We start from the raw sequence: 24,981 nt of genomic DNA on the forward strand, positions 1-24,981 counted from the left end.
AGGTCCTACGTTCTCTCCCATGAGCATGGAGACCACCGCCTGGACGCAGCTGCACAGCGTGATGAACGCGCAGCAGGAGCGCCGCCCCTTCGCCCGCGCCACGCTGCGCCGCATCGCCGCCTTCGCCCGCCCGCACCGCGCGGGCATCGTCCGCTTCGTGCTGCTCGGGGTGGTGACCGCGCTGCTCGCCGTGGCCACCCCGGTGCTCGCCGGCCGCGTCGTCGACGCGATCGTGGCGGGCCACGACTCCCGGACCGTGGTACGGCTCTCGCTGCTGATCGCGCTCGTCGCGCTGGCCGAGGCGGGGCTCGGCGTCCTCGGCCGGCGTCTGTCGTCGACGCTGGGGGAGGGCCTCATCCTGGATCTGCGCACGGCCGTGTTCGATCATGTGCAGCGCATGCCCGTCGCGTTCTTCACACGTACCCGTACGGGCGCGCTGGTCAGCCGGCTCAACAACGACGTGATCGGTGCCCAGCGCGCGTTCGCCAACACGCTCTCAGGGGTGGTGACCAACCTGGTCACGCTGCTGCTCACGCTCGCCGTGATGCTCACCCTGTCCTGGCAGATCACCCTGCTCGCGCTGGTGCTGCTGCCGGTGTTCGTGCTGCCCGCGCGGCGCATGGGCAGCCGGATGGCCCGCATGCAGCGGGAGGCGGCCGCGCTGAACGCGGCCATGGGCACCCGGATGACCGAACGCTTCTCCGCGCCCGGCGCCACCCTGGTCAAGCTGTTCGGCCGCCCCGAGGAGGAGTCGGCCGAGTTCGCCGCCCGGGCCCGCCGGGTCCGTGACATCGGCGTGCGCACGGCGACCGCCCAGTCGGTGTTCATCACCTCCCTCACCCTGGTCTCGGCGCTCGCGCTGGCCCTCGTCTACGGCCTCGGCGGCTGGTTCGCGCTGCACGGCACCCTGCAGGCGGGCGCCGTGGTCTCCCTCGCCCTGCTGCTGACCCGGCTCTACGCCCCGCTCACCGCGCTCGCCGGGGCCCGGGTCGAGGTGATGAGCGCGCTGGTCAGCTTCGAGCGGGTCTTCGAGGTGCTCGACCTCAAGCCGCTCATCGAGGAGAAGCCGGACGCCGTGGCGGTCCCCGAGGGCCCGGTCGCGGTCGAGTTCGACGACGTGCGCTTCGCCTATCCGTCCGCCGACCAGGTCTCCCTCGCCTCCCTGGAGGAGGTCGCCACCCTCGACAGCCGGGGTGGCGCCGAGGTCCTGCACGGCATCTCGTTCCGCGCCGAACCCGGCGAGACCGTGGCCCTCGTCGGCTCCTCGGGCGCCGGCAAGTCCACCATCGCCCAGCTCCTGCCGCGCCTGTACGACGCCGACACGGGCGCCGTCCGCATCGGCGGCGTCGACGTCCGCGACCTGACCGCCGTCTCGCTGCGCGCCACCCTCGGCATGGTCACCCAGGACGGCCACCTCTTCCACGACACCGTCCGCGCCAACCTGCTGCTGGCCCGCCCGGCGGCCGGCGACGAGGAGCTGTGGGACGCGCTCGGCCGCGCCCGCCTCGCCGAGGTCGTACGGTCCCTGCCGGACGGCCTGGACACCGTGGTCGGCGAGCGCGGCTACCGGCTCTCCGGCGGCGAGCGCCAGCGCATGACCATCGCCCGGCTGCTGCTGGCCCGCCAGCGCGTGGTCATCCTCGACGAGGCCACCGCGCACCTGGACAACACCTCGGAGGCGGCGGTGCAGGAGGCGCTGACCGAGGCCCTGGAGGGCCGCACCGCCGTGGTGATCGCCCACCGGCTGTCCACCGTCCGGGCCGCCGACAAGATACTCGTCGTGGAGGCCGGCCGGATCGTGGAGCGGGGCACGCACGAGGAACTCCTCGCGGCGGGCGGCCGGTACGCGGAGCTGCACCGGACGCAGTTCGCCGAGCGGGACGGCGGGGTGCCGGCGATCTGACGGGCGGCCGCACAGCGGTTCAGGACCGAAGGGGGTGGGCGACGCGGGGCTGCCCCACCCCCAACCACACGTGAGGACCCCCCAACTCGGCCACCGGCGTGGCGAATCCGGCCCGCCACCCCCGAGGCGTGACCGGTCGCGGGCGGGGAAACCGGGTCGGGTCGCGCGCGAGCCGCGACCCGACCCGGGAGGAGCCCCACCGTGCCGAAGACGAAAGCCGCGAGCGCCGTCACCGCGCTCGTCCTCGCCGCCGCACTCACCGGCTGCGGCAGCGAGGACGGCCCCGGACCGGACGGTGACGTACGGGGCGCGGCGACCCCGCCCGCACGCGCCGTCCAGAACGCCTACCGGGCCACGCTGGCCGCCCGCACCGCGAGGATGACGGTCACCAGCAAGGTCGTCGCCGAGGGACAGACACTCACCGGGCACGGCAGCGGCGTCGCCGACCTCGAGCACGGCGCCAGCCGGTTCGACCTGACCTCGCAGGGCACCACGATCGAGCAGCGGGTCGTCGACGGCGCCGTGTACCAGAAGCCCACCGGGGCCCGGCGCGGTGCCGTACCCGGCGGCAGGACCTGGTTGAAGATCGACCTCGCCCGGCTCGGCGGCACCGGCCCGGCCGGGCGCAGCCGCCCCACCGACCCCATGGAACCCGTGCGCTACCTCAAGGACGCGGGCCGCGCGCACGTCACCCGCGTCGGCGGCCAGACCCTCGACGGCACCCGCACCACCCACTACCGGGTGGCGGTCCCCGTCTCCGTCCTGGCCCGCGGCGACGCCGGACAGGAACAGGAACTGCGCCGGCAGCTCGGGACGGACCGGCTGCCGGTCGAGGTGTGGCTGGACGGACGGGGCCGGCTGCGTCAGGAACGCGTCCTGCTGACCCTGCACCCGCTGAAGCAGCGCACCCCCGGACACGGGAACACCCGGGTCACCAGCACCACCGAGGTGCGCCTGACGGACTTCGGCACCGAGGTGAAGGTCACCGCCCCGCCCGCCGCCGACACCGCGGACGTCACCGGCCGGGCGACCGGGTCCGCGGGCACCGCCCAGGCGGGCTGAAACGTGTGAGGTGCGGCAGTCTGGATACGCGGTACTGCAGGCGTCCAGGCCCGTCCGGAAGGCACTCACTGCCATGACCAGCGAAAACCGGCCCGGTCCGCGCTCGGAGATCACCCTCCGGGTCAACGGCAAACCCCACACCCTGCTCGTCGACCACCGGCGGGTACTGCTGGACCTGCTCCGCGAGGACCTCGACCTCACCGGGTCCAAGAAGGGCTGCGACCAGGGCCAGTGCGGTGCCTGCACCGTCCTGGTCGACGGGCGGCGCCTCAACAGCTGCCTGCTGCTCGCCGTCACCCTCGACGGCAGCGAGGTCACCACCGTCGAGGGCCTCGCCGGCGACGGCGAGCAGCCGCACCCGCTGCAACGGGCCTTCCTCGACCGCGACGCCTTCCAGTGCGGCTACTGCACCCCCGGCCAGATCTGCTCCGCCGTCGGCATGCTCGCCGAGGCGGCGGCCGGCCACCCCTCGCACGTCACCGACCCCGCCGCCCCCTCCGGCCGGCCCGTCCCGCTCGACCGGGCCGAGATCCGCGAGCGGCTCAGCGGCAACCTGTGCCGCTGCGGCGCCTACCCGCGCATCGTCGAGGCAGTGGAGGACGTGATCCGGTGAAGGACTTCGGCTACCTCAGGCCCGGCAGCGTCCAGGAGGCCGTCGAGGCGTTCGCCGCCCACCCGGGCGCCCGCTACCTCGCCGGCGGCACCAACCTGGTCGACCTGATGAAACTCGGGGTGGAACGGCCCACCGTCCTAGTCGACGTCGGCCGACTGCCCCTCGACACCGTCGAGGAACTGCCCGACGGCGCCCTGCGCGTCGGCGCCACCGTCCGCAACAGCGACCTCGCCGCCCATCCCCTGGTCCGTGACCGCTACCCCGTGCTCTCCCAGGCACTCCTCGCGGGCGCCTCGGGACAGCTCCGCAACGCGGCCACGACCGGCGGCAACCTGCTCCAGCGCACCCGCTGCCCCTACTTCCAGGACGTGGACAAGCCCTGCAACAAACGCGAGCCGGGCAGCGGCTGCGGCGCCCGTGAGGGCGTCCACCGCGACCACGCCGTCCTCGGCCACTCCCCGGACTGCATCGCCACCAACCCCTCCGACATGGCCGTGGCCCTGGCCGCGCTCGACGCCCGGGTCGAGCTTCAGGGCCCGGAGGGCGGCCGCACCCTGCCGGTCGCCGACTTCCACCGGCTGCCCGGCGTGCACCCCGAGCGCGACACCGAGATCCGCCCCGGCGAGCTGATCACCGGGGTGCTGCTCCCGGCGGCCGCGGCCGGTGTGCCCTCCGCCTACCGCAAGGCCCGCGACCGGGCGTCGTACGCCTTCGCGCTCGCCTCCGTGGCCGTCGTGCTCGGGGTCGCCGACGGGGTCGTGGACCGGGTGGGGCTCGCCTTCGGCGGTCTCGCCCACAAGCCCTGGCGGGCCCGGCACGCCGAGACGGCCCTGCTGGGCGCCGCGGCCACCCCGGCCGCCTTCGAAGGCGCCGTCGACCTCGAACTCGATCGCGCCGAACCCCTGCGCGACAACGCCTACAAGGTCCCCCTCGCCCACAACCTCGCCCTGGACGTCCTGAACCGCCTCGCCCCGGCACCCGCACCGGCCTGACCCCAGGCCCCGGCACCCCGGCGGCCCGGCCCACCTGGTCCGGCCCGCCCAAGGAGGCCCCCATGCCCCCCATCGGCCCGCCCCAGGAGAACCCCCGCCACAGCCTGCCCGGGGACCACCCCGGGGACGCGCCCGTGGACCCGCGGGACGACCCGATGGCGCGCACCGGGCTGCCGGCCGACGCCCCCGCCGCCGGTGGCGGCCCGTCGTACACCGAGCCCGTGGACCGGCCCGCGGGGCAGCGTGAGGACTCCGGGGGCCCGGCCGGACGGGACGCGCCCCCGCAGACACGGCCGGACGCGTCCCCGGCGGACGACCACACCGCAGGCGGCGGCCCGCGCGGCGCGCTGGGCGCTCCCGCCGCACGGCGCGAGGGACTGCTGAAGGTCACCGGCGCCGCCCGCTACGCGGCCGAGCACCCGCTGCCCGGCCGGGCCCACGCCTGGCCGGTGCCCGCCGCCGTGGCCCGGGGCCGGGTCACCGGCGTGGACACCACGGCCGCCCTCGTGCTGCCCGGTGTCCTCGCCGTCCTCACCCCCGGCGACGCCCCCCGCCTCGGCCCGACGGACGACGGCACCCTCGCCGTGCTGCAGAACCCCCGGGTGCCGCACCGCGGCTGGTGCGTCGCCCTGGTCGTCGCCGAGACCCTGGAGACGGCCCGCGCCGCCGCCGGGGCGGTCCGCGTCACCTACGTCACCGAGGACGCCGACGTACGGCTGCGCCCCGACCACCCGGCCGCCTACGAACCCGAGAAGGCGGGCGGAGCACCCGGCCGGTTCGAACTCGGCGACCCGGAGGGCGCGTTCGCGGCGGCCGGGGTCCGCGTGGACGTCGACTACCGGGTCCCGCCCCTGCACAACCACCCGATGGAACCGCACGCGACCACCGCCGTCTGGGACGGCGACCGGCTCACGGTGTACACCTCCACCCAGGGCGGCACGACCGTCCGCTCCGTCCTCGCCGAACTGTTCGAGCTGCCCGAGGACCGGATCACGGTCGTCGGCGAGCACGTCGGCGGCGGCTTCGGCTCCAAGGGCACCCCGCGGCCCGACGTCGTCCTCGCCGCCATGGCCGCGCGCCGCACCGGCCGGCCCGTCACCCTGGCCTACCCCCGCCGCACGCTCCCCACCGTCGTCGGCCACCGCGCCCCCACCCTGAACCGGCTGCGGCTCGGCGCCACCGCCGACGGCCGGCTCACCACCCTGCTGCACGAGGTGACCACCCACACCTCCCACGTCAAGGAGTTCGTGGAGTACGCCGGGCTGCCCGCCCGCGTCATGTACGCCACCCCGCACCTGCGCAGCTCCCACCGCGTGGTGCCGCTGGACGTGCCCAGCCCCTCCTGGATGCGCGCCCCCGGCGAGGCACCCGGCATGTACGCGCTGGAATCCGCCATGGACGAACTCGCCGACGCGCTCGGCATGGACCCGGTGGAGCTGCGCGTCCGCAACGAACCCGACCACGAGCCCGCCGGCGGACAGCCGTTCAGCAGCCGGAACGTCGTCGCCTGCCTGCGCGAGGGCGCCCGCCGCTTCGGCTGGGACACCCGCGACCCGCGTCCGGCCGTCCGCGCCGAGGGCCCGCTGCTCCTCGGCACCGGCGTGGCCGCGGCGACCTACCCCTTCCAGATCGGCGCCTCCACCGCCAGCGCGCAGGCCCTGCCGGACGGCACCTTCGTCGTCCGGCTGAACGCGGCCGACATCGGCACCGGAGCCCGTACCGTGCTCGCCCAGGTCGCCGCCGACGCGCTCGGCGCGCCCCTGGACCGGGTGCGCGCCGACGTGGGCCGCAGCGACCTGCCGCCGGCCCCACTGGCGGGCGGCTCCTCCGGCACCGCCTCCTGGGGCTGGGCGGTGCACGAGGCCTGCACCCGGCTCGCGTCCCGCCTCGCCGCCCACAGCGGCCCGCTGCCCGCCAAGGGCCTGACGGCCCGCGCCGACACCGCGGGCCGGGCCGACGCCGACAGCCCCTACGCGCGGCACGCCTTCGGCGCGCACTTCGCCGAGGTGGCCGTCGACACGGTCACCGGCGAGATCCGGGTCCGCCGGCTGCTCGGCGTCTACGCCGCCGGACGCATCCTCAACGCCCGCACCGCCCGCTCCCAGTTCGTCGGCGCCATGATCATGGGCCTGGGCATGGCACTGACCGAGGGCAGCACCGTGGACACCGCGTTCGGCGACTTCCCGGAGTGCGACCTCGCCGCCTACCACGTGCCCGCGCACGCCGACGTGCCCGACATCGAGGCCGACTGGATCGAGGAGGACGACCCCCACCTCAACCCCATGGGCAGCAAGGGCGTCGGCGAGATCGGCATCGTCGGCACCGCCGCCGCCGTCGGCAACGCCGTCCACCACGCCACCGGGATCCGCTTCCGCGAGCTGCCGCTCACCCCGGACCGGATCCTCACCGGCCTGCTGTCCGAGCGGTGAGGCACCCCCGAGGGACCGGGAGGCGGGACGGGGGAGCGGCGCCGTGACCGGACTGCTGTGGGAGTACGACGGCTACGACCCCGCCGAGGAACGCCTGCGCGAGTCCCTGTGCACCGTCGGCAACGGCCGTTTCGCCACCCGCGGCGCGCTGCCCGAGTGCGCCGCGGACGCCGTGCACTACCCCGGCACCTACGCGGCCGGCTGCTACAACCGGCTCACCTCCGAGGTCGCCGGGCGCCCGGTCGAGAACGAGGACATGGTCAACCTCCCCAACTGGCTGCCGCTGCGCTTCCGCCCCGTCACCGGGGACTGGCTCACCCCGGACACCGTCCCGCCCACCGAGCACCACCTCGCCCTCCACCTCGACCCGGGCGTCCTGGAGCGCCGGACCCGCTACCCGCTCGGCGACGGCGTCACCCTCCTCGTCCGCCAGCTCCGCCTCGTCCACATGGCCGACCCCTGCCTCGCCGCCCTGCGCACCGACCTCACCGCCGAGGGCGGCACCGTCGAACTCGACGTGGAGACCGCCCTCGACGGCGGTGTCACCAACTCCGGCGTGGCCCGCTACCAGGACCTGGACGGCCGGCACCTCGCCCACGTGGAGACGGGCAGCGACCCGCCCGGCGGCACCATGTGGCTGCGCTGCCGCACCCGCACCTCCGGCATCGTCGTCGGGCTCGCCGCCCGGCTCTCCGCCGCCGGCGCCCCGGTGACCGACGCCCACGAGGCCCGCCGGGCCGTCCAGCACCTGCGGCTGTCCCTGGCGCCCGGCCGCACGGTCACCGTCGACAAGACCGTCGCCCTGCACACCTCCCACGACCCCGCCCTCAGCGACCCGCTGCGCGCCGCCCTCGACCGGGCCGCCTCCGCGCCCGGCTTCGACGACCTGCTCGCCTCGCACGCCACGGCCTGGGAACAGCTGTGGCGCCGGGCCGAACTCGACGTACCCGGCGACCCCGGCCGCATCCTGCGCCTGCACCGGTTCCATGTGCTGCAGACCCTCTCCCCGCACACCGCCGACCTCGACGTCGGCGTGCCCGCACGCGGACTGCACGGCGAGGCGTACCGCGGACACGTCTTCTGGGACGAGCTGTTCGTGCTGCCCTACCTCAACCTCCATCTGCCGGAGGTCTCGCGCGCCCTGCTCCACTACCGTTACCGCCGGCTGGACGCGGCCCGCCACGCCGCCCGCGAGGCCGGCCTGCGCGGCGCCCTGTACCCCTGGCAGAGCGGCAGCGACGGCCGCGAGGAGACCCAGCGACTGCACCTCAACCCCCGCTCGGGGCACTGGCTGCCCGACCACACGCGGCTGCAGCGGCACGTCGGCTCGGCGGTCGCGTACAACGTGTGGCAGTACGGCGAGGCCACCGGCGACACCGGCTTCCTGCACACCGAGGGCGCCGAGATGCTGCTGCTGATCGCCCGCTTCTGGGCCGACTCGGCCGTCTACGACGAGCACCTGGGCCGGCACCGCATCCGCGGCGTCGTCGGCCCCGACGAGTACCACGACGCCTACCCCGACGCGGACCGGCCCGGCCTGGACGACAACGCGTACACCAACGTCACCGCCGCCTGGGTGCTCGCCCGCGCCCTGGACCTGCTGCGCGTCCTGCCCGCACCGCGCCGCCGCGAACTCACCGAGCAGATCGGCCTGGACGACGACGAGACCGCCCGCTGGGAGGAGGTCTCCCGCACCCTGCACGTGCCCTTCCACGACGGGGTGATCAGCCAGTTCGAGGGCTACGGCGACCTCGCCGAACTGGACTGGCACGGCTACCGGGCCCGGTACGGCGACATCCGGCGCCTGGACCGCATCCTGGAGGCGGAGGGCGACACCGTCAACCGCTACAAGGCGTCCAAACAGGCCGACGTCCTGATGCTCGGCTACCTGTTCGCCCCCGACGAACTGCGGTCCCTGTTCACCCGGCTGGGACACCGACTCGACGACGACACCTGGTCCGCGACGGTCGACCACTACCTGCACCGCACCTCGCACGGCTCCACCCTCAGCGGCCTGGTCCACGGCTGGATCCTGGCCCGCGCCCGCCGCACCGACGCCTGGGGCTTCGTCCAGGAGGCCCTGCGCGGCGACATCGCCGACGTGCAGGGCGGCACCACCGGCGAGGGCATCCACCTCGGCGCCATGGCCGGCACCCTGGACCTCGTCCAGCGCTGCCTGACCGGCCTGGAGACCCGCGACGGCAAGCTCTGGCTCGACCCCGTCCACCTCCCCGAACTCTCCTCCTACGGCTTCTCGTTGCGCTACCGGGGCCACTGGGGCGTCGCACTGCGCCTGCGCTCCGGCCTCCTGGAGGCCACCATGCCGTCCGGCTCCGGCCGCGACCCCATCGACTTCCGGCTCCCGGACCGGGTGGTGCGCGTCGGACCCGGGGAGCGGGTACGGATGCGGCTGCCGGACTGAGCCGGGAATGGGGCTCGACGGCGGCGGCCCGGGGGCCGAGGATGCTGCCGGGCACGGCCTGCCGGTGCCCGTACGGAGGCGAGGACGAGGAGGTCCCGGTGGCGCTGCGCGCACTCGCGGTGGACGACGAGGAACCCGCGCTGGAGGAACTGCTGTACCTCCTGGGCGAGGACCCGCGGATCGGCACCGTCCTGCCCGCCCTGGACGCCCGCGAGGCGCTGCGACTGCTCGAACAAGCCCTGCGGGCGGGGCCGGAGGCGCCCGAGGCCGTCGACGTCGTCTTCCTCGACATCAACATGCCCGGGCTCAGCGGCCTCGAACTGGCGGGATCGCTCGCCGGTTTCGCCGTCCCGCCGCTGATCGTCTTCGTCACCGCCCACGAGGACTTCGCCCTGCGCGCGTTCGACCTCAAGGCCGTGGACTACCTCCTCAAGCCCCTGCGCAAGGAGCGCTTCGCGGAGGCCGTGCGGCGCGTCGCCGAACTGAGCCGGGCCGGACAGGGGCCGGCCGGCGGCCTCGTCGACCAGGTACCCGTGGAGCTGGGCGGGGTGACCCGGTTCGTGCCCATCGCCGACATCACCTACGTCGAGGCCCAGGGCGACTACGCCCGGCTGCACACCCCGCGCGGCAGCCACCTGGTGCGGGTCGCGCTGTCCACGCTGGAGGAGCAGTGGCGCTCCCGCGGCTTCGTGCGCATCCACCGCAGCCGCCTGGTGGCCCTCGCCAGGATCGAGGAACTCCGTGTGGAGGGCGGCAACCTGAGCGTCCGGATCGGCGACCGGGTCCTCGCCGTCAGCCGGCGCAACGCCCGGGACCTGCGCGACCTGCTGGCCCGCCACGCCCAGGGCGCACGCTGAAGCCGCCCCGGCCCCGCCCCGCGCGCCGTACCCGGCGGGTGCCGAACCTCGTCCTTCGGCTACCTCGCCGAGGGCACGCTGCGTACACTCGCGGCAACACAGGTGATCACCGCGGCGTCGGGGAGTGCGTCATGGGTGCGGAATCCGTCCCCCACAGAGAGGTGGTCACCGCGCGGCCCGGCACCGACCGCGCCGCCCGCCCCCGGCCCCGCCCGGCGGTCCCGCCCGAACGGACCGCCCACGCCCCGGCCTCCGACGCGGCCGTGTTCCGGCTGATGCGCCGTCAGATGCGCGCGGCGCTCACGGTGACGGCCCTGCTCGCGCTCTCGCTCGGCCTGCTGCCCCTGACCCTGCGGCTGATCGGCCCGGCCGGCCCCCGGCCCGACGCCCCGCTCGCCGTCTGGCTCGTGCTGGGCATCGCCCCGTACCCGGCCCTGCTGGCCGCCGGAGTCTGGTACGTCCGCCGTGCCGAGCGCAACGAGGGCGACGTGACCGGGCGTTGAACCAGACGTACGCAGTCGCCGGCGTGTCGGCCGTGGTCCTGGCCACGGTGCTCGTCGGCGCGCTGGGCCTGCGGGTCTCGCGCACCACCTCCGACTTCTACGTCGCCTCCCGCAGCGTCCCGCCCCGCCTCAACGCGTTCGCCGTCAGCGGCGAGTACCTCTCCGCCGCGTCCTTCCTCGGCGTCGCCGGACTCGTCCTCGCGCACGGCGCCGACATGCTGTGGTTCCCCATCGGCTACACCGCCGGCTTCCTGGTCCTGCTCGCCTTCGTCGCGGCTCCGCTGCGCCGCTCCGGCGCCTACACCCTCCCGGACTTCGCCGAGGCGCGCCTGGAGTCCCGGGCCGTCCGGCGGATCGCGGGCGTCCTCGTGGTCGGTGTCGGCTGGCTCTACCTGCTGCCCCAACTGCGCGGCGCGGGACTGACGTTGCGGCTGCTCACTGGCGCGCCCGGCTGGTTCGGCGGCCTGGTCGTGGCCGCCGTGGTGACGGTGGCCGTGGCCTCCGGCGGCATGCGCAGCATCACCTTCGTCCAGGCCTTCCAGTACTGGCTGAAGCTCACCGCGCTGCTGGTGCCCGCCGTGTTCCTGCTGCTCGCCTGGCGCGCGGACCACGCCCCGGCGCCGGCCTGGGACGAACGCCCCGTCTTCCAGCGCTCCACCGAGGTGCGCACCGACGCCACGCTGCGGCTCACCGTCCAGGAGCCCGTGCGGATCACGGCGACCGGCACCGTCGACGGACGCGCCCTGCACGGCGGCCCGCTCACCCTGGACCCGGGCCCGCACCGGATCGGCCCCGCCACCACCCTGCGCTTCCCGCCCGGCGCCCGTGTCCCGCTGCCCGACGCGGGGGACGGCCGGGCCGCCGCGTCCGGCTGGGCGAACCCGCTGGCGTCCGGCCGCGAACAGCACGGCCTCTACGCCACCTACGGCCTGATCCTCGCCACCTTCCTCGGCACCATGGGCCTCCCGCACGTCGTCGTCCGCTTCTACACCAACCCCGACGGCCGCGCCGCCCGCCGCACCACCGTCGCCGTGCTCGGCCTGCTCGGCGCCTTCTACCTGCTCGTCCCGCTCTACGGCGTGCTCGGCCGGCTGTACGCGCCCGACCTGCTGCTGACCGGCGACGCCGACGCGGCGGTCCTGGTCCTGCCGCAGCGGCTGATCGGCGGCGTCGGCGGCGACCTGCTCGGCGCGCTCGTCGCCGGCGGCGCCTGCGCGGCGTTCCTGTCCACCGTCTCCGGGCTCACCATGTCCGTGGCCGGCGTGCTCGCCCAGGACGTGCTGCCGGCCCTCGGCATCCGGCACCACCGGCTCGCGACCCTGCCGGCGATCGCGGTGCCCACCGCCGCCAACGCCGTCGTCAGCGACCTGCCCGTGGCCGACGCGGTCGGCCTCGCCTTCGCCGTGTCCGCCTCCTCGTTCTGCCCGCTGCTCGTCCTCGGCATCTGGTGGCGCGGACTCACCCCGCCCGGCGCGGTCGCCGGACTGCTCCTCGGCGGCGGCTCGGCGCTCACCGCCGTCACGGTGACCATCGCCGGGGGCGCCCGCTCCGGGCTGCTGCACACCCTGCTGGCCTGGCCCGCCGTCTGGTCCGTCCCGGTCGGCTTCACGGCGATGGTCCTGACCTCCCTGGCCACCCGTGACCGCACCCCCGCGAGCGCGTCCGCCACGATGGCCCGCCTGCACCTGCCGGAGGCGACGGCCGGGCAAGGGGCGGGGCGGACCGAACGGCGCGACGCGGGGAGGAGGGCGGCCACGCGGCACCCTCACGAGCGCGACCCGCACCGAACCGAGCGGGACGCCCCCGCCCCCGGCCTCGACGACGCCGGCCCCCGGGACCCGGGCCCCCGTGACCCCGACTCGCGTGACCCGGGCCCCCGTGACCGCGACTCGCGTGGCCCTGGCCCTGGCGGTCCCGACTCGTGTGGCCCCGGCTCCGGCGGGCCCGGCTCGCGCGACCTCAGCCCCCGCGACCCCGACTCGTGTGGCCCCGGCCCCGGCGGTCCCGGCCCGGAGCCCGCCGTATGAGCGCGCTCGGGTGCGTCGTGCTGGCGCTCGCCGCGCTCGCGCTCTTCGCCCTCGGCGCCGTACTCGGCCATGCGGGCGCCCGCCGGCAGCACGAGAACCCGGCAGGCCCGGGCACCCCGGTCGAACGGGCCACCTTCCACACCCTGCACACCGCCTCGCTCGCCGCACCGCCGCTGCGCGCCGGCCTCACCCCCGACACCGCCCGCAAGGCGGCCCGGCGGCTGCGCCCCCTGCTCGGCACGGTCGCCCTCGCCCTGACCGACGAGGAGTCCGTGCTCGCCTGGGACGGCGTCGGCGACCACCACCGCGCCGGGACCGAGGCCCACCTCGCCCACGTGCTGCGCACCGGACGCGCCCAGACCTTCGCGCTGTCCTGCGGCAACGACACCTGCCCGGTCCGCTGGGGCGTCCTCGCACCGCTCGGCGTCGACGGCCGCGCCCCCGGCACACTCGCCGCGTTCGGCGACGAGGAGTCCGCCGTCATGGTCCGCGCCGCCGCCGAGGTGGCCCGCTGGGTCTCCGTACAGCTCGAACTCGCCGAACTCGACCGGGCCCGCTCCGGCGTCATCGAGGCCGAGATCCGCGCCCTGCGCGCCCAGATCTCCCCGCACTTCGTCTACAACTCGCTCGCCAGCATCGCCTCGTTCGTCCGCACCGACCCCGAGCGGGCCCGCGAACTGCTCCTGGAGTTCGCCGACTTCACCCGCTACTCGTTCCGCCGGGGCGGCGACTTCACCACCCTGGCCGAGGAGCTGCGCTCGATCGAGCAGTACCTCGAACTCGCCCGCGCCCGCTTCGGCCGCCGCCTCGAGGTCACCCTGCGCATCGCCCCCGAGGTGCTGCCGGTCACCCTCCCGTTCCTCTGCCTGCAGCCCCTCGTCGAGAACGCCCTCAAACACGGCCTGGAGGAGTCCGCGGACCGCGGCCGCGTCACCATCGTCGCGGAGGACGAGGGGACCGAGGCCCGGGTCGTCATCGAGGACAACGGCGTCGGCATGGACCCGCAGCGGCTGCGCGACCTCCTGCGCGGCCGGGGCGGCCCGTCCGCGGGGATCGGCCTGAGCAACGTGGACATGCGCCTGCGCCAGGTGTACGGCGACGATCACGGTCTCGTCATCGAGACCGGGGTCGGCGCCGGCACGAAGATCACCGTACGGATCCCGAAGTTCCGCCCCGGCATCGTCCCGTGACAGGAAGGACCCGCGAGCCGTGAACCCGCATCCGCACTCGCACCCGAACCCGAACCCGCGCCCGAACCCGCACTCGAACCAGGCGAACGAGGCCGCCGCCGACCGTGCCGTCGCCCTGCTGCGCGGACTCGGCGCCGAGGACGTCCCGCACCCCGGCGGCACGCTCCTGGCGCACCTGCTGCGCGTACGCGAGCTGCTCGGGACGTGGGGCGCGCGGCCCGCCCTCCGGCTCGCAGGTCTCTGCCACGCGTTCTACGGCACCGACGGCTTCCCCACCGGACTGCTGCCCCCGGACCGCCGTGCCGACCTCGTGGCGGTGATCGGCGCCGAGGCCGAGGCGATCGTCCACCTGTACGCCTCCTGCGACCGCAAGGCCACCTACCCCGGCCTCGGCCGGCCGGACGGTCCCTTCCGCGACCGCTTCACCGGAGCGTCCCACCTGCCGGAGCCCCGGGCGCGACGGGACTTCGCCGAGCTGTCGGCAGCGAACGAACTCGACCTCGCCCGCCTCGACCCCGCCTTCCGCGAGCAGTGGGGACCGGAACTCCTCACTCTGTTCACCCGGGTCCGGCACCTGCTGAGCGCGGACGCGTGGCGGGACTGCCGTACGGTCCTGGCGCCCACCACGGCATGACCGTGCCCACCGGCCCACCGGCCCACCGGCCCACCGGCCCGCCGGCCCGCCGGCCCGCCGGGCGGGCCGGGCCGTGGCGGGCAGAGGTGGGCAAAGCCGGGCAGAGGCGCGGGGGACGGTACGGCGGCCGTCCCTCGGGAACCCGGCCGCCATGAGCACCGCACACCAGTCACCGAAGGACCCGTCCCCGGCCGACCGGCAGGTCGTCGAGCGGCTCGTGCCCGTCTGGCTGCGGGAGACCGAGCGCCATGACGCGGACGCGGCCCGCCGGGCCCGCGAGGGCTGGGCGCACGGAGAGCTGCCCGGGCAGGCCGCCCAGGACCTGGCCCTGTGGGTGACCGCCCGGATCACGGACACCGGGTTCAACGAGGACGAGGGCCCCGAGGTCGACGGCCCGGCCCGCATCACCCCGGCGGACAAGGCGAGCGTCCACCGCTGGCTGGCCGCACAGGGCCACCGGGTCTGAGGCGGAGGCGCACGGCCCCTGCCTTGCCGGTGCCGGACGCCCGGAGGACGCTGTTCGTATGGGCGCGGACGGCGGACCCACGCTGATCACCTCCGTGCAGCGGGCCTTCCGCCTGCTGGAGGCGGTGAGCGCGCACGAGAACGGCGCGCCCGCGAAGCAGCTGGCACGGGAGACGGACCTGCCCCTGGCCACCGCCTACCACCTGCTGCGCACCCTCGTCCACGACGGATACGTCCGCAAGCTCGACGACGGCGGCTTCGTCCTCGGGGACCGGCTGAAGTCGCTGCACGCCTCCGGCCGGTCGCAGACGCTGCTGAGCCGGATCCGCCCGGCCCTCGCCGCCCTCCGGGACGAACTGGCCACCGCCACCTACCTGACCTTCTACGAGGCGGGCGAGATCAGGGTCGCCGAGATCGTCGACGGCCCCCGCACCCCGAGGGTCGACCTCTGGGTGGGCTTCGAGGACGCCGGACACGCCACCGCGCTCGGCAAGTGCGTGCTGCGGGAGATGGACGGGGAGTCCCGCCGGGACTACCTCTCCCGGCACCACCTGGCCGACCTCACCCCGCGGACCGTCACCAGCGCCGCGGAGCTGCTCCGCAGGCTGGAGGACTCCCCGCTGGCGCCGGCGGTGACCGACATCGAGGAGTACACGCTCGGCACGGTGTGCGTCGCCGTGCCCGTCTACAGCGGGGACATGATCGGCTCGCTCGGCGTCTCGCTGCCGGTGGAGCGCAGCGCCCGGCTCCAGGACATCCGGGCCCGGCTGCTCCCGACCGCGGGCCGGGTGACCAGGGGCCTGTCGCTCACTATCTGAAATTCCGCGCCTTGTGGGGCGCCCGGCCCAGCCCGTTTCCTTGATGAAACGGTCGTTCCGGGCATGTGCCCCGTACAGGTGAGGACTGCGGACGAGACATGATCCAGGCCCGACACCATCGCAGCGAGCACCGGCCGGCGCGGTCGTCCGGACACCGGTGGACCGGCCCCCTGCCGGCGGGCCACCGGGCGGCGATCCGCCGGACGGCGGTCCACCGGGCAGCGGCCGGCCGGGCGCCGGCTCGCCGTCGCGCCCGGCTCGCCGCCGTCGCGCCGGTCCTGCCCGGTCTGCCGGTCCTGCCGGTCCTGTCTGTGCTGCCTGTGCTGCCGGTCCTGGTCGTGGCCGTCGTCGTGCTCGTCGGCGTCATAGGAGGCGCGGGGGTGGTCTGGCTGCCGCTGCTGGCGGCCGGACCCGCGCTGGCGGCGACCACCAACGGGCCGCGCGGGGTCCTGTGCGTCGGGATGCTGGCCGGGGTGCTGGGCGTGGCGCAGGGCCTGCGGGACGAGGTGCCCGGCCGTGAGCTGGCGGCCGTGCTGGCCGCCCTGCTGGCCGTCACCGCTGCCAGCGGCCTGGCCAGCGCGCTGCGCGGGCGCCGGGAACGGGTCCTCGCCGCGGTCCGCTCGGTCGCGGAGGCCGCCCAGCACGCCCTGCTCAAGCCCGTCCCGGACACCGTCGGCCCGTTCCAGGTGGCCGTGCGCTACAGCGCCGCTGCGGCGGAGGCGAGGATCGGCGGGGACCTCTACGCCCTGGTCTCCACCCCGCACGGGGTGCGGCTGATCGTCGGCGACGTGCGCGGCAAGGGGCTGCCCGCCGTGGGGACCGCCGCCCTCGTGCTCGGCGTCTTCCGCGAGGCCGCCTACGACGAGCCCGACCTCCTGGCGGTGGTCGGCCGCATCGAGCGGAGCCTCGCGCGCAACCTCGGCCCCGACGACTTCGTCACCGCCGTGGTCGCCGGATACCCGCGCCCCGGCCGCCTGGAGGTCGTCAACTGCGGGCACGCCCCGCCGCTGCTGATATCCGCGTCCCTCGACGTCGCGCCGGTGGAGCCGACCCACCCCGCGCCGCCGCTCGGCCTGCGCGCCCTCTCCGGCGAGTCGCCCCGCCTCCAGTGCCTGCCCTTCGCCGACGGCGACCAACTGCTGCTGTACACGGACGGGGTCACCGAGGCCCGCGACCACGCCCGCGAGTTCTACCCGCTCGCCGAGGGCGTGGCCCGGCACGTCTGCGAGGAACCGGCCCGCACCCTCACCGCCCTCCACGACGAACTGCTGACCCACGTCGGCGGCCGTCTCCACGACGACGCGGCCCTCCTCCTGCTCCGCAGGGGAACGCCCCCCGCCCCGCCCCCGCCCACGGCGACGACCCCCGAGCCGGTCACGGACGCGGCATGAACGGCCGGGGGGCGGACGGCGCAACTGGTGACTGGCGTGCGCTGATCGCTGCCGCGGGCGACGGAGGAGGGGGAGCGGGGTGCGCGGGGGCGCCGCCCGCGGACGGAGCGGAGCATCAGGGGTCCGGGGTTCGAGCCCAGGGGCCGAGCCCGGGGCCCGAGCCCGGGGCCCGAGCCCGAGCCCGAGGGCCGGAAGGCGGGAGGACTGTCAGGCTGGCCGCGGCCGAGCTAAGTGGGTGGCAAACCCCGGGGCCGGAGGGTGGTGGCTGCGGTGCCAGGGGCGAGAAGCTGGGCGCGGCCGAGCGTCGGGCGTGAGCCGCGCTCCGAGAGCTGGGGGGCGGAAAGCCGGACGCCGAGCCGAGAAGCCGGGCGGCGGGGCCGCGGGCACCGTGGCGGGGGTCAAGCCGGACGCGGGGGCCGGTGGCGAGCGCTGGGGCCGCGTGGCATGGCTGGGAGGCCGTGGTGGGGACCCGCGTGGCGTCGGTGAGCCGGACGCCGTGCTGCGTGAGCCGGCGGGGCGGTATGGCCGGAAGGCCCGGGTGGCCGTAGGCCGGGTAGGCCGGGGCCGGGTGTCTCAGACGGTCTCGAGGTCCGCCCAGCGGGTGTAGCCGCCCGCGTGGACGCGTATGCCGTGGCGGGTCGCCAGGGCGTGGACTATCTCCTCGCCGCGGCCGTGCTCGTCCGGGTCGATGCCGACGCGGGAGTGGCCGGCCGGCAGGGTGGGGCCGGCGTCGGTGACCTCGACGTGCAGGGTGCGGACCCCCTCGCCCCGGACCCAGGACAGCCGCAGCAGGGCCGGCGGCAGGGCGTGGATCACCGCGTTGGTGAGCAGCTCCGACACCACGAGCAGGGAGTCCTCGACGATCTCCGGGGACACGTCCCACTCGGCGAGGACCGCGCCCACCCCCCGGCGTACGTCGGAGACGGCGCCGGGAACGGGAGGCGTCATCCACACCTGCTCGCAGGTCTCGGGAAGCAGCGTGTCCAGCTGTGCCGCCATGTTCACTCCTCGGGTGTGCTCGGTTGGCCAGGCGCTCGTGCCGCAGCGCGTGTGCCCGGCCTCGAAGAACCGTATGGAGACAAACCGGGCGGGTCAATGAACGTGGGTCGGCATTACCGAACGCCCCGGCCCGTCCCGCCGCCGGAGCGGCCCCGACCTGCCCGCGGAGCGGATCGTCCGCGGCGGTAATACGCTCGCATCATGGCCGGCCCAGTCCAGTCGATCGAGCGGGCGGCGGCGATCCTGCGTCTGCTCGCCGGCGGACCCCGCCGACTCGGGCTCGGCGAGGTGGCCGCCTCGCTCGGGCTGGCCAAGGGGACCGCCCACGGCATCCTGCGCACCCTCCAGCACGTGGACTTCGTGGAGCAGGACGCGGCCACCGGCAAGTACCAGCTCGGAGCCGCCCTGCTGCACCTGGGCACCAGCTACCTGGACGTCAACGAACTGCGCTCGCGCTCGCTGAACTGGGCCGACGCCCTGGCCGCCCGCAGCGGCGAAGCGGTACGCCTCGGGACCCCGCTGGAGGACCGGGTGCTCGTCGTCCACCACGTGTTCCGGCCGGACGACACGCTCCAGACCCTGGACGTCGGCGCGCTGCTGCCGCTGCACGCGTCCTCGCTGGGCAAGGTGCTCCTGGCCTTCGGGACCGCGACCATGGAGTCGGCCCAGCAGGCGGGCCTCGAGCCGTACACCCGGCACACCCTGGTGACCGCGGAGCAGCTCACCCGCGCGCTCGGCGAGGTGAGGGAGCTCGGCTGGGCCGCCGAGATCCAGGAGATGAGCATGGGCGAGGCCGGCCTCGCCGCGCCGATCCGGGGGCACGGCGGCCTCGTCGTGGGGGCCATCGGTCTGTCCGGTCCCGTCGAGCGGATCTGCGACAGCCAGGGACACCCGCGCCCCGGCCTGATCACCCTGCTCCGGGAGGCCGCGCGGGCGATCTCCAGAGACCTGGGAGCCGCTCGCTGGTAGACGGCCGCACCCCGACCCGCCCCGATCCGTCGGAAGGCAGACCCGATCATGGCCGAACGTCACGTGATGTCCATCGATCAGGGCACCAATTCCACCCGCTGCATCCTCTTCGACCACCGGGGGCGGCTGGTGTCGGTCGCGCAACGGGAGCACCAGCAGCACTTCCCCCGGCCCGGCTGGGTCGAGCACGACGCCGTGGAGATCTGGCAGAACCTGAGGCGCGTCGTGCCCGAGTCGCTGGCCGCCGCCGGCATCGACCCGGAACAGGTCGCCGCCATCGGTCTCGCCAACCAGCGGGAGACGACGGTGCTCTGGGACCGGCGGACGGGCGTACCGCTGGGCCGGGCGATCGTCTGGCAGGACATCCGCACGGCTCCGCTCGTGGCGGAGCTGGCGCGGCGGCCGGGGGAGGACTTCTTCCTCGACCGGTGCGGCCTGCCGCCGTCGACCTACTTCTCCGCACTGCGCATCCGCTGGCTCCTCGACCACGTCAAGGGCCTGGAACGGCGGGCCAGGGACGGCGAGGTGCTGTTCGGCACGATGGAGACCTGGCTCGTCTGGAACCTCACCGGCGGCGCCGACGGCGGCCTGCACATCACCGACGTCACCAACGCCGGCCGCACCATGCTGATGAACATCCGCACCCTCACCTGGGACGAGGACCTGCTGGACCTCTTCGGCGTCCCCCGGGTCATGCTGCCCGAGATCAGGTCGTCGGCCGAGCTGTACGGCGACGCCCGCGCGCTGCTGCCCGGCGTCGGCATCACGGCGGCCCTCGGCGACCAGCAGGCGGCCCTGTTCGGCCAGACCTGCTTCTCCCCGGGGGAGGCCAAGTGCACCTACGGGACCGGCAGCTTCCTGCTCCTGAACACCGGCACCGAGCCCGTGCGCTCCCGGCACGGACTGCTCACCACCGTCGCGTACCGGATCGGGGACCAGAAGCCCTTCTACGCGCTGGAGGGCTCCATCGCCGTCACCGGCGCGCTCGTCCAGTGGTTCCGCGACCGTCTGGGCCTGATCAGCAGCGCCCCGGAGATCGAGACCCTGGCGCGGACGGTCGAGGACAACGGCGGCTGCTACATCGTCCCCGCCTTCTCGGGCCTGTTCGCGCCCCGGTGGCGCAGCGACGCCCGCGGCGTCATCGTCGGCCTCACCTCGTACATCACCAAGGGGCACCTGGCGCGTGCCGTCCTGGAGGCCACCGGCTGGCAGACCCGCGAGGTGGTCGACGCCATGAACGCCGACTCCTCCGTACCGCTGAAGGAACTCAAGGTGGACGGCGGCATGACGGCGGACAACCTGCTCATGCAGTTCGTCGCCGACGTGCTCGACGTGCCCGTGGTGCGCCCCATGGTCGCCGAGACGGTCTCGCTCGGCGCGGCGTACGCGGCCGGGCTGGCCGCCGGCTACTGGCCGGACCTGGAGGTCCTGCGCCGCAACTGGCACCGCGCCGGTCAGTGGCTGCCCGGCATGGACCCCGCACACCGCGCGGCGGAGTACGAGAACTGGCAACGCGCGGTGGAACGCTCCCTCGGCTGGGTGAGGCAACCCCAACCGGCCGCCCCGCCCCCGGACGCCTGACCGCCGGCCGCGCCGGCCCGCGGAAAGTCGGCAACCCAGGGCACGCCCCTCACCCGCCCGTCGGCCCACCGGCTCCCTGGCCGCCCGTCGGCCCCCGGCCCCCTGGCCGCCCGTCGGCCGAGAAACACTGGTCCAACCAGTTGACCAGTGCACGGGGCGCCGTCACCCTGATCGCCATGACTCAGGGACACATCCGGCGGGAGGCGGTCTCCGACCAGCTCTTCGCCGTGCTGCGCGACAGGATTCTCGGCGGGGAGCTGCCGGCCGGCGCCGCCCTCACCGCCGAACGGGACCTCGCGGCCGAGTTCGGGGTGAACCGGCACGCCGTCCGGGAGGCCGTCAAACGGCTCCAGCAGGCGCGGCTGGTCGAGGTCAGCCACGGCGGCCGCACCCTCGTCCTGGACTGGCGGCGGACCGCCGGGCTGGACCTCGCCGTCGGGATCGCCGCGGCCGACGCCGGGCCCTCGGTGACCGACCTCGCCCGGGACGCCCTGGAGATGCGCGCCTGCGTCGGGGCCGACGCGGCCCGGCTGTGCGCGCTGCGCTGCTCCGAGGCGGCCGCCGGCGAGATCGTCGAGGCCGCGGGCCGCTACGCCCGCACCGGTCCCGACCTGACCGAGCTGGGCGAGGCCGACGTCGCCTGGTGGCGGCTGATCGTGGAGGGCTCCGGGAACATCGCCTACCTGCTGGCCTTCAACAGCCTGGTGGGCGGCACGCTCCCGGTCGCCGACGTGCCGGACGACCTGCGGGCCGCGGAACTCCTCGACGTCGCCGCCCACCAGCGGCTCGCGGCGCACATCGCGGCCCGCGAGGACGCGGCGGCCGAGCGGCTGGCCCGCGAGCTGCTGTCCCGCAGCGTGCCCGCCACGCGCCGGAAGGCGGTGCGCTGACATGATCCCGGCCGTGGTCTACGCGATACCGGCGTTCGTGCTCCTCGTCGTCGTGGAGGCGCTGTCCTACCGCTTCCTGCCGGACGACGACGAACGCGGGTACGAGCTGCGCGACACCGTCACCAGCATGTCCATGGGCGCGGGCAGCCAGGTCGTCGCCGTGCCGTGGAAGGCGGTGACGATCCTCCTGTACGCGGCCCTCTGCACCGCCGCCCCCTGGCACCTGCCGCCGTCCTCCGCCTGGACCTGGGTCCTGCTGTTCTTCGGCGACGACCTGGCGTACTACGCCTTCCACCGGGCCCACCACCGGGTACGGGTCCTGTGGGCCAGCCACGTCGTCCACCACTCCAGCGTCCGCTTCAACCTCTCCACCGCGCTGCGCCAGAGCTGGACCCCGATGACGGGCCTGCCGTTCTGGCTGCCCCTGGCGCTGCTCGGCGTGCCGCCCTGGATGATCCTGCTCCAGCAGGCGTTCAGCCTCGTCTACCAGTTCTTCCTGCACACCGAGCGGGTGGACCGGCTGTGGCGGCCGGTGGAGTGGATCTTCAACACGCCCTCCCACCACCGCGTCCACCACGGCTCGAACAACGCGTACCTGGACCGCAACTACGGCGGGATCCTCATCGTCTGGGACCGGCTGTTCGGCACCTTCGAACCGGAGGGCGAGCGGGTGGTGTACGGCCTGACGAAGAACATCGACACCTACAACCCGGCGCGGGTGGCCTTCCACGAGTTCGCCGCCGCCTGGCGCGACGTCCGCGCGGCGACGCGCTGGCGGGACCGCGCCGGCCACCTCTTCGGGCCGCCCGGCTGGGCGCCCCGGACGGAGGCGTGAGATGCCGCCGCTGATCCTCGCCTTCGCCGCGCTCGCCGCCCTCGACATCGCCGGCGTCGCGGCCGGCCCGCCGGCCCTGGAGTGGGCCGCCAAACCCCTCCTCGCGCCCGTGCTCGCGGTCCATCTGTGGCGCCTGACCGGCACCCGGCACGCCCCGGTCCTGGCCGGCCTCGGCCTCGCCACCGCCGGGGACGTGGCCCTGATGCTGCCGGGCCGGGCGGCCTTCGCCGCCGGACTCGGGTTCTTCCTGGGCGCGCAGCTGTGCTGGACGGCGGCGTTCGTGCGCGCGGGCGCCCTCGGGCACCTGCGCTCCCGCCGCCTGCTGTGCGCCGTCCACGGCGCCGGCTGGGCCGCGGCGGTCGCCGTCCTCGCGCCCGCGCTCGGGCCGGCCCTCGGGATCGCGGTCGCCGGGTACGCGCTGGCCCTGGTCACCATGGCGCTCACCGCACGCGTGCTGGGGCCGCGGGCGGCCTGGGGCGGCCTCGTCTTCCTCGGCTCGGACCTGCTTGTGGGACTGGGCGCCGCGGGCATCGGCTTCCCGGGGCAGGGCGTGCTGGTCATGGTCACCTACACCCTGGCCCTCGCCCTGATCACCATGGCCGTCGCCGCGGCGGAGCCGGGAGCGGCGGACGGCGTCGCGCCGGCGCCGTCCGCCCCCCGGCTGCGAACCTGACCGGACGCCCGCACGCTGGAGAGACAGCCCGATTCCCGGCGAAGGAGCGTCCGCATGGCGAAGGACCGTGGTGAGGACAAGGAGCTGAAGAAGGGCGACGACGTGACCTGGAGGAGTCACGGCGGTCAGGCCGAGGGCAAGGTGGAGAAGAAGATCACCGAGCGCACCGAAGCGGCGGGCCGCACCGTGGACGCCTCGCCCGAGGAGCCGCAGTACCAGGTCCGCAGCGACAAGTCCGGCGGCTCCGCGGTGCACAAGCCGTCCGCGCTCAAGAAGAAGAAGTGAGACGGCGGCGTGGACGACACCGAGCGCAAGGAGACCTGGGACGAATTCCGTGAGCTGGTCAACATGACACCGGCCGAACTCGACAAGTGGCTGGAGTCCGACGACTCGCGCGACGCCGGGGACCACCAGGCCGGAGGCGAGTCCACGGGACACGCCTCCGGCCGCCGGATCACGCAGATCCTGCGGGCGAGGAAGGGCGACCTCTCCGACGACGACTACCGGCACATGCGCAAGGTGGTCGGCTACATCCACCGCCACCTCGCCCAGCGCCCGTCCGGCGACGTACGGGAGACCCGCTGGCGGTACTCCCTGATGAACTGGGGCCACGACCCGCTGTCCTGACGGGTACCGCCGCCTGCCCGCCTGTCCCGGCAGGGGCCCGCCCCGAACCGTTCGTCCCGCCGGCGGCCCGCCTCACCGGCGCGCCCCGCCCGGCCGTGCCCGCACTCCCGCCAGCGCGCCCAGCACCGTGTCGTTGGCCTCGCGGTCGCCGACGGTGAGCCGCAGGCCCTCGCCGGGGTAGTGGCGCGCCTGGACCCCCGCGCCGGTGAGGGCCGCGGCGGCCTCGTCGACCGGGTCGGGCGCGGCCAGCCAGACGGAGTTGGTGTGGCTGGGGCCGATCTCCCAGCCGAGCGAGGCGACTTCGCGCAGCAGCCGTTCGCGTTCGGCCACGACCGCGTCCACGCGCAGGCGCAGCTCGTCCTCGGCCCGCAGCGAGGCCAGCACCGCGGCCGTCGCCACCGCGTTGACGCCGAACGGCAGTTGCCGCCCGCGGATCCGCGCCACCAGTCCGGCCGCGCCGAGTCCGTAGCCGACCCTGAGCGCGGCGAGGCCGTAGGCCTTCGAAAAGGTGCGCAGCACCAGCAGGTTGGGGTGCGCCTCCAGCAGCGCGAGCGAGTCCGGCAGGCCGGGATGGCGGGCGAACTCGACGTACGCCTCGTCGAGGAGCACCGTGACGTGCGGGGGGACGCGGCGCAGGAACGCCGACAGCGCGCCGGCGGTGACCAGGCTGCCGGTGGGGTTGTGCGGGTTGCACAGCACCACGACCCGGGTGCGGGGGCCGAGCGCCGCGAGCAGGGCCCGGAGGTCCTGGTGCCCGTCCGGTGTCAGGGGCACGGGGACCGGCCGGGCGCCGGCCATGCCGGCCAGGAGCGGGTACGCGTCGAACGAGCGCCAGCCGTACACCACCGTGTCGCCCGGCCGGACCACCGCCTGGAACAACTGCAGGGCCACGCCGACCGAGCCGCTGCCGACCGCGACACGGTCGGGGGCCACCCCGCACCACGCGGCGATCCGCCCGGTGAGCTCCTCGGGGTGGAACGGCGGGTAGCGGTGGGCCCGGTCGACGGCCCGTCGCATCGCCTCCCGCACCGACGGCAGCGGGGGATAGGGGCTCTCGTTCAGGGCGAGCCGGTGCGGCACCGGGAGGCCGTCCTCCATGCC

Annotated in this window: 22 protein-coding genes and 1 pseudogene; 21 read left to right on the top strand and 2 right to left on the bottom strand. The window is 75.3% G+C overall.

All coding sequences use genetic code 11. The features are described from left to right. Positions 1–19: 19 nt before the first annotated feature. The 14 genes and pseudogenes from B446_RS31410 (at position 20) to B446_RS31475 (ending at position 17,306) form a co-directional block, all read left to right on the top strand. The gene (locus B446_RS31410) at positions 20–1,903 is read left to right on the top strand and encodes an ABC transporter ATP-binding protein (protein ID WP_043476824.1); all 1,884 of its coding nucleotides are present in this window, start codon (positions 20–22) and stop codon (positions 1,901–1,903) included. Between the two features lie 201 nt (positions 1,904–2,104). Further along, a complete protein-coding gene (locus B446_RS31415; RefSeq protein ID WP_020943476.1) occupies positions 2,105–2,965 on the top strand; it encodes a hypothetical protein in 861 nt (286 codons plus the stop codon). A gap of 73 nt (positions 2,966–3,038) precedes the next feature. Beyond that, a complete protein-coding gene (locus B446_RS31420; protein ID WP_020943477.1) occupies positions 3,039–3,578 on the top strand; it encodes a (2Fe-2S)-binding protein in 540 nt (179 codons plus the stop codon). After that, positions 3,575–4,570, top strand: a complete 996-nt coding sequence (locus B446_RS31425) for an FAD binding domain-containing protein (protein ID WP_020943478.1) — start codon at positions 3,575–3,577, stop codon at positions 4,568–4,570. Before B446_RS31420 ends, B446_RS31425 begins: the two co-directional genes overlap by 4 nt. A 62-nt stretch (positions 4,571–4,632) precedes the next feature. Continuing rightward, positions 4,633–6,999: a xanthine dehydrogenase family protein molybdopterin-binding subunit gene (locus B446_RS31430; RefSeq protein WP_020943479.1), complete on the top strand. Its 2,367-nt coding sequence runs from the start codon at positions 4,633–4,635 to the stop codon at positions 6,997–6,999. A 43-nt stretch (positions 7,000–7,042) separates the two neighbouring features. After that, positions 7,043–9,421: pseudogene (locus B446_RS31435) on the top strand (glycoside hydrolase family 65 protein); the annotation flags it as partial. A 98-nt stretch (positions 9,422–9,519) separates the two neighbouring features. Continuing rightward, positions 9,520–10,278, top strand: coding sequence for a LytR/AlgR family response regulator transcription factor (locus B446_RS31440; RefSeq protein ID WP_234967590.1), 759 nt, complete (start codon positions 9,520–9,522; stop codon positions 10,276–10,278). A gap of 131 nt (positions 10,279–10,409) precedes the next feature. Then, positions 10,410–10,781, top strand: a complete 372-nt coding sequence (locus B446_RS31445; protein ID WP_043476828.1) for a hypothetical protein — start codon at positions 10,410–10,412, stop codon at positions 10,779–10,781. Beyond that, the gene (locus tag B446_RS31450) at positions 10,778–12,808 is read left to right on the top strand and encodes a cation acetate symporter (protein WP_020943483.1); all 2,031 of its coding nucleotides are present in this window, start codon (positions 10,778–10,780) and stop codon (positions 12,806–12,808) included. Before B446_RS31445 ends, B446_RS31450 begins: the two co-directional genes overlap by 4 nt. Beyond that, positions 12,805–13,998, top strand: a complete 1,194-nt coding sequence (locus B446_RS31455) for a sensor histidine kinase (protein WP_020943484.1) — start codon at positions 12,805–12,807, stop codon at positions 13,996–13,998. Before B446_RS31450 ends, B446_RS31455 begins: the two co-directional genes overlap by 4 nt. Positions 13,999–14,113: 115 nt before the next feature. Next, complete coding sequence (locus tag B446_RS31460) at positions 14,114–14,632, top strand: DUF6817 domain-containing protein (RefSeq protein WP_043479470.1); 519 nt, start codon at positions 14,114–14,116, stop codon at positions 14,630–14,632. Between the two features lie 151 nt (positions 14,633–14,783). Further along, positions 14,784–15,098 (top strand): hypothetical protein, encoded by a 315-nt coding sequence (locus tag B446_RS31465; RefSeq protein ID WP_020943486.1) that lies wholly within the window; start codon positions 14,784–14,786, stop codon positions 15,096–15,098. A gap of 58 nt (positions 15,099–15,156) precedes the next feature. Further along, positions 15,157–15,915, top strand: a complete 759-nt coding sequence (locus tag B446_RS31470) for an IclR family transcriptional regulator (protein ID WP_020943487.1) — start codon at positions 15,157–15,159, stop codon at positions 15,913–15,915. Positions 15,916–16,013: 98 nt separating this feature from the next. Next, entirely contained in the window at positions 16,014–17,306 is a 1,293-nt protein-coding gene (locus B446_RS31475; protein ID WP_020943488.1) for a PP2C family protein-serine/threonine phosphatase, read from the top strand. Positions 17,307–17,879: 573 nt separating this feature from the next. On the opposite strand, the gene B446_RS31480 is transcribed toward B446_RS31475, so the two are convergent. Then, positions 17,880–18,305: an ATP-binding protein gene (locus tag B446_RS31480; protein WP_020943489.1), complete on the bottom strand. Its 426-nt coding sequence runs from the start codon at positions 18,303–18,305 to the stop codon at positions 17,880–17,882. A gap of 201 nt (positions 18,306–18,506) precedes the next feature. Here B446_RS31480 and B446_RS31485 point away from each other — a divergent pair, with 201 nt between their 5' ends. The 7 genes from B446_RS31485 to B446_RS31515 all read left to right on the top strand — a co-directional run bounded on the left by B446_RS31485 (position 18,507) and on the right by B446_RS31515 (position 23,880). After that, positions 18,507–19,274: an IclR family transcriptional regulator gene (locus B446_RS31485; RefSeq protein ID WP_020943490.1), complete on the top strand. Its 768-nt coding sequence runs from the start codon at positions 18,507–18,509 to the stop codon at positions 19,272–19,274. A gap of 48 nt (positions 19,275–19,322) precedes the next feature. Beyond that, complete coding sequence (gene glpK, locus B446_RS31490; protein WP_020943491.1) at positions 19,323–20,855, top strand: glycerol kinase GlpK; 1,533 nt, start codon at positions 19,323–19,325, stop codon at positions 20,853–20,855. 176 nt (positions 20,856–21,031) lie between these two features. Next, a complete protein-coding gene (locus B446_RS31495) occupies positions 21,032–21,745 on the top strand; it encodes a FadR/GntR family transcriptional regulator (protein WP_043479474.1) in 714 nt (237 codons plus the stop codon). A 1-nt stretch (position 21,746) separates the two neighbouring features. Further along, positions 21,747–22,580, top strand: coding sequence for a sterol desaturase family protein (locus B446_RS31500; RefSeq protein WP_020943493.1), 834 nt, complete (start codon positions 21,747–21,749; stop codon positions 22,578–22,580). Position 22,581: 1 nt separating this feature from the next. Next, entirely contained in the window at positions 22,582–23,253 is a 672-nt protein-coding gene (locus B446_RS31505; RefSeq protein ID WP_020943494.1) for a lysoplasmalogenase family protein, read from the top strand. A gap of 54 nt (positions 23,254–23,307) precedes the next feature. After that, a complete protein-coding gene (locus tag B446_RS31510) occupies positions 23,308–23,538 on the top strand; it encodes a DUF2945 domain-containing protein (protein ID WP_020943495.1) in 231 nt (76 codons plus the stop codon). A 9-nt stretch (positions 23,539–23,547) separates the two neighbouring features. Beyond that, positions 23,548–23,880 carry a DUF3140 domain-containing protein gene (locus B446_RS31515; protein WP_020943496.1) on the top strand — a complete coding sequence of 111 codons (333 nt, stop codon included), beginning with the start codon at positions 23,548–23,550 and terminating at the stop codon, positions 23,878–23,880. A gap of 72 nt (positions 23,881–23,952) precedes the next feature. Here B446_RS31515 and B446_RS31520 read toward each other — a convergent pair whose 3' ends face one another. Next, positions 23,953–24,978, bottom strand: coding sequence for a histidinol-phosphate transaminase (locus B446_RS31520; protein ID WP_020943497.1), 1,026 nt, complete (start codon positions 24,976–24,978; stop codon positions 23,953–23,955). Positions 24,979–24,981: the final 3 nt, after the last annotated feature.

It is taken from the genome of Streptomyces collinus Tu 365, from assembly GCF_000444875.1.
In the GTDB taxonomy this organism is placed as follows: Bacteria; Actinomycetota; Actinomycetes; order Streptomycetales; family Streptomycetaceae; genus Streptomyces; species Streptomyces collinus_A.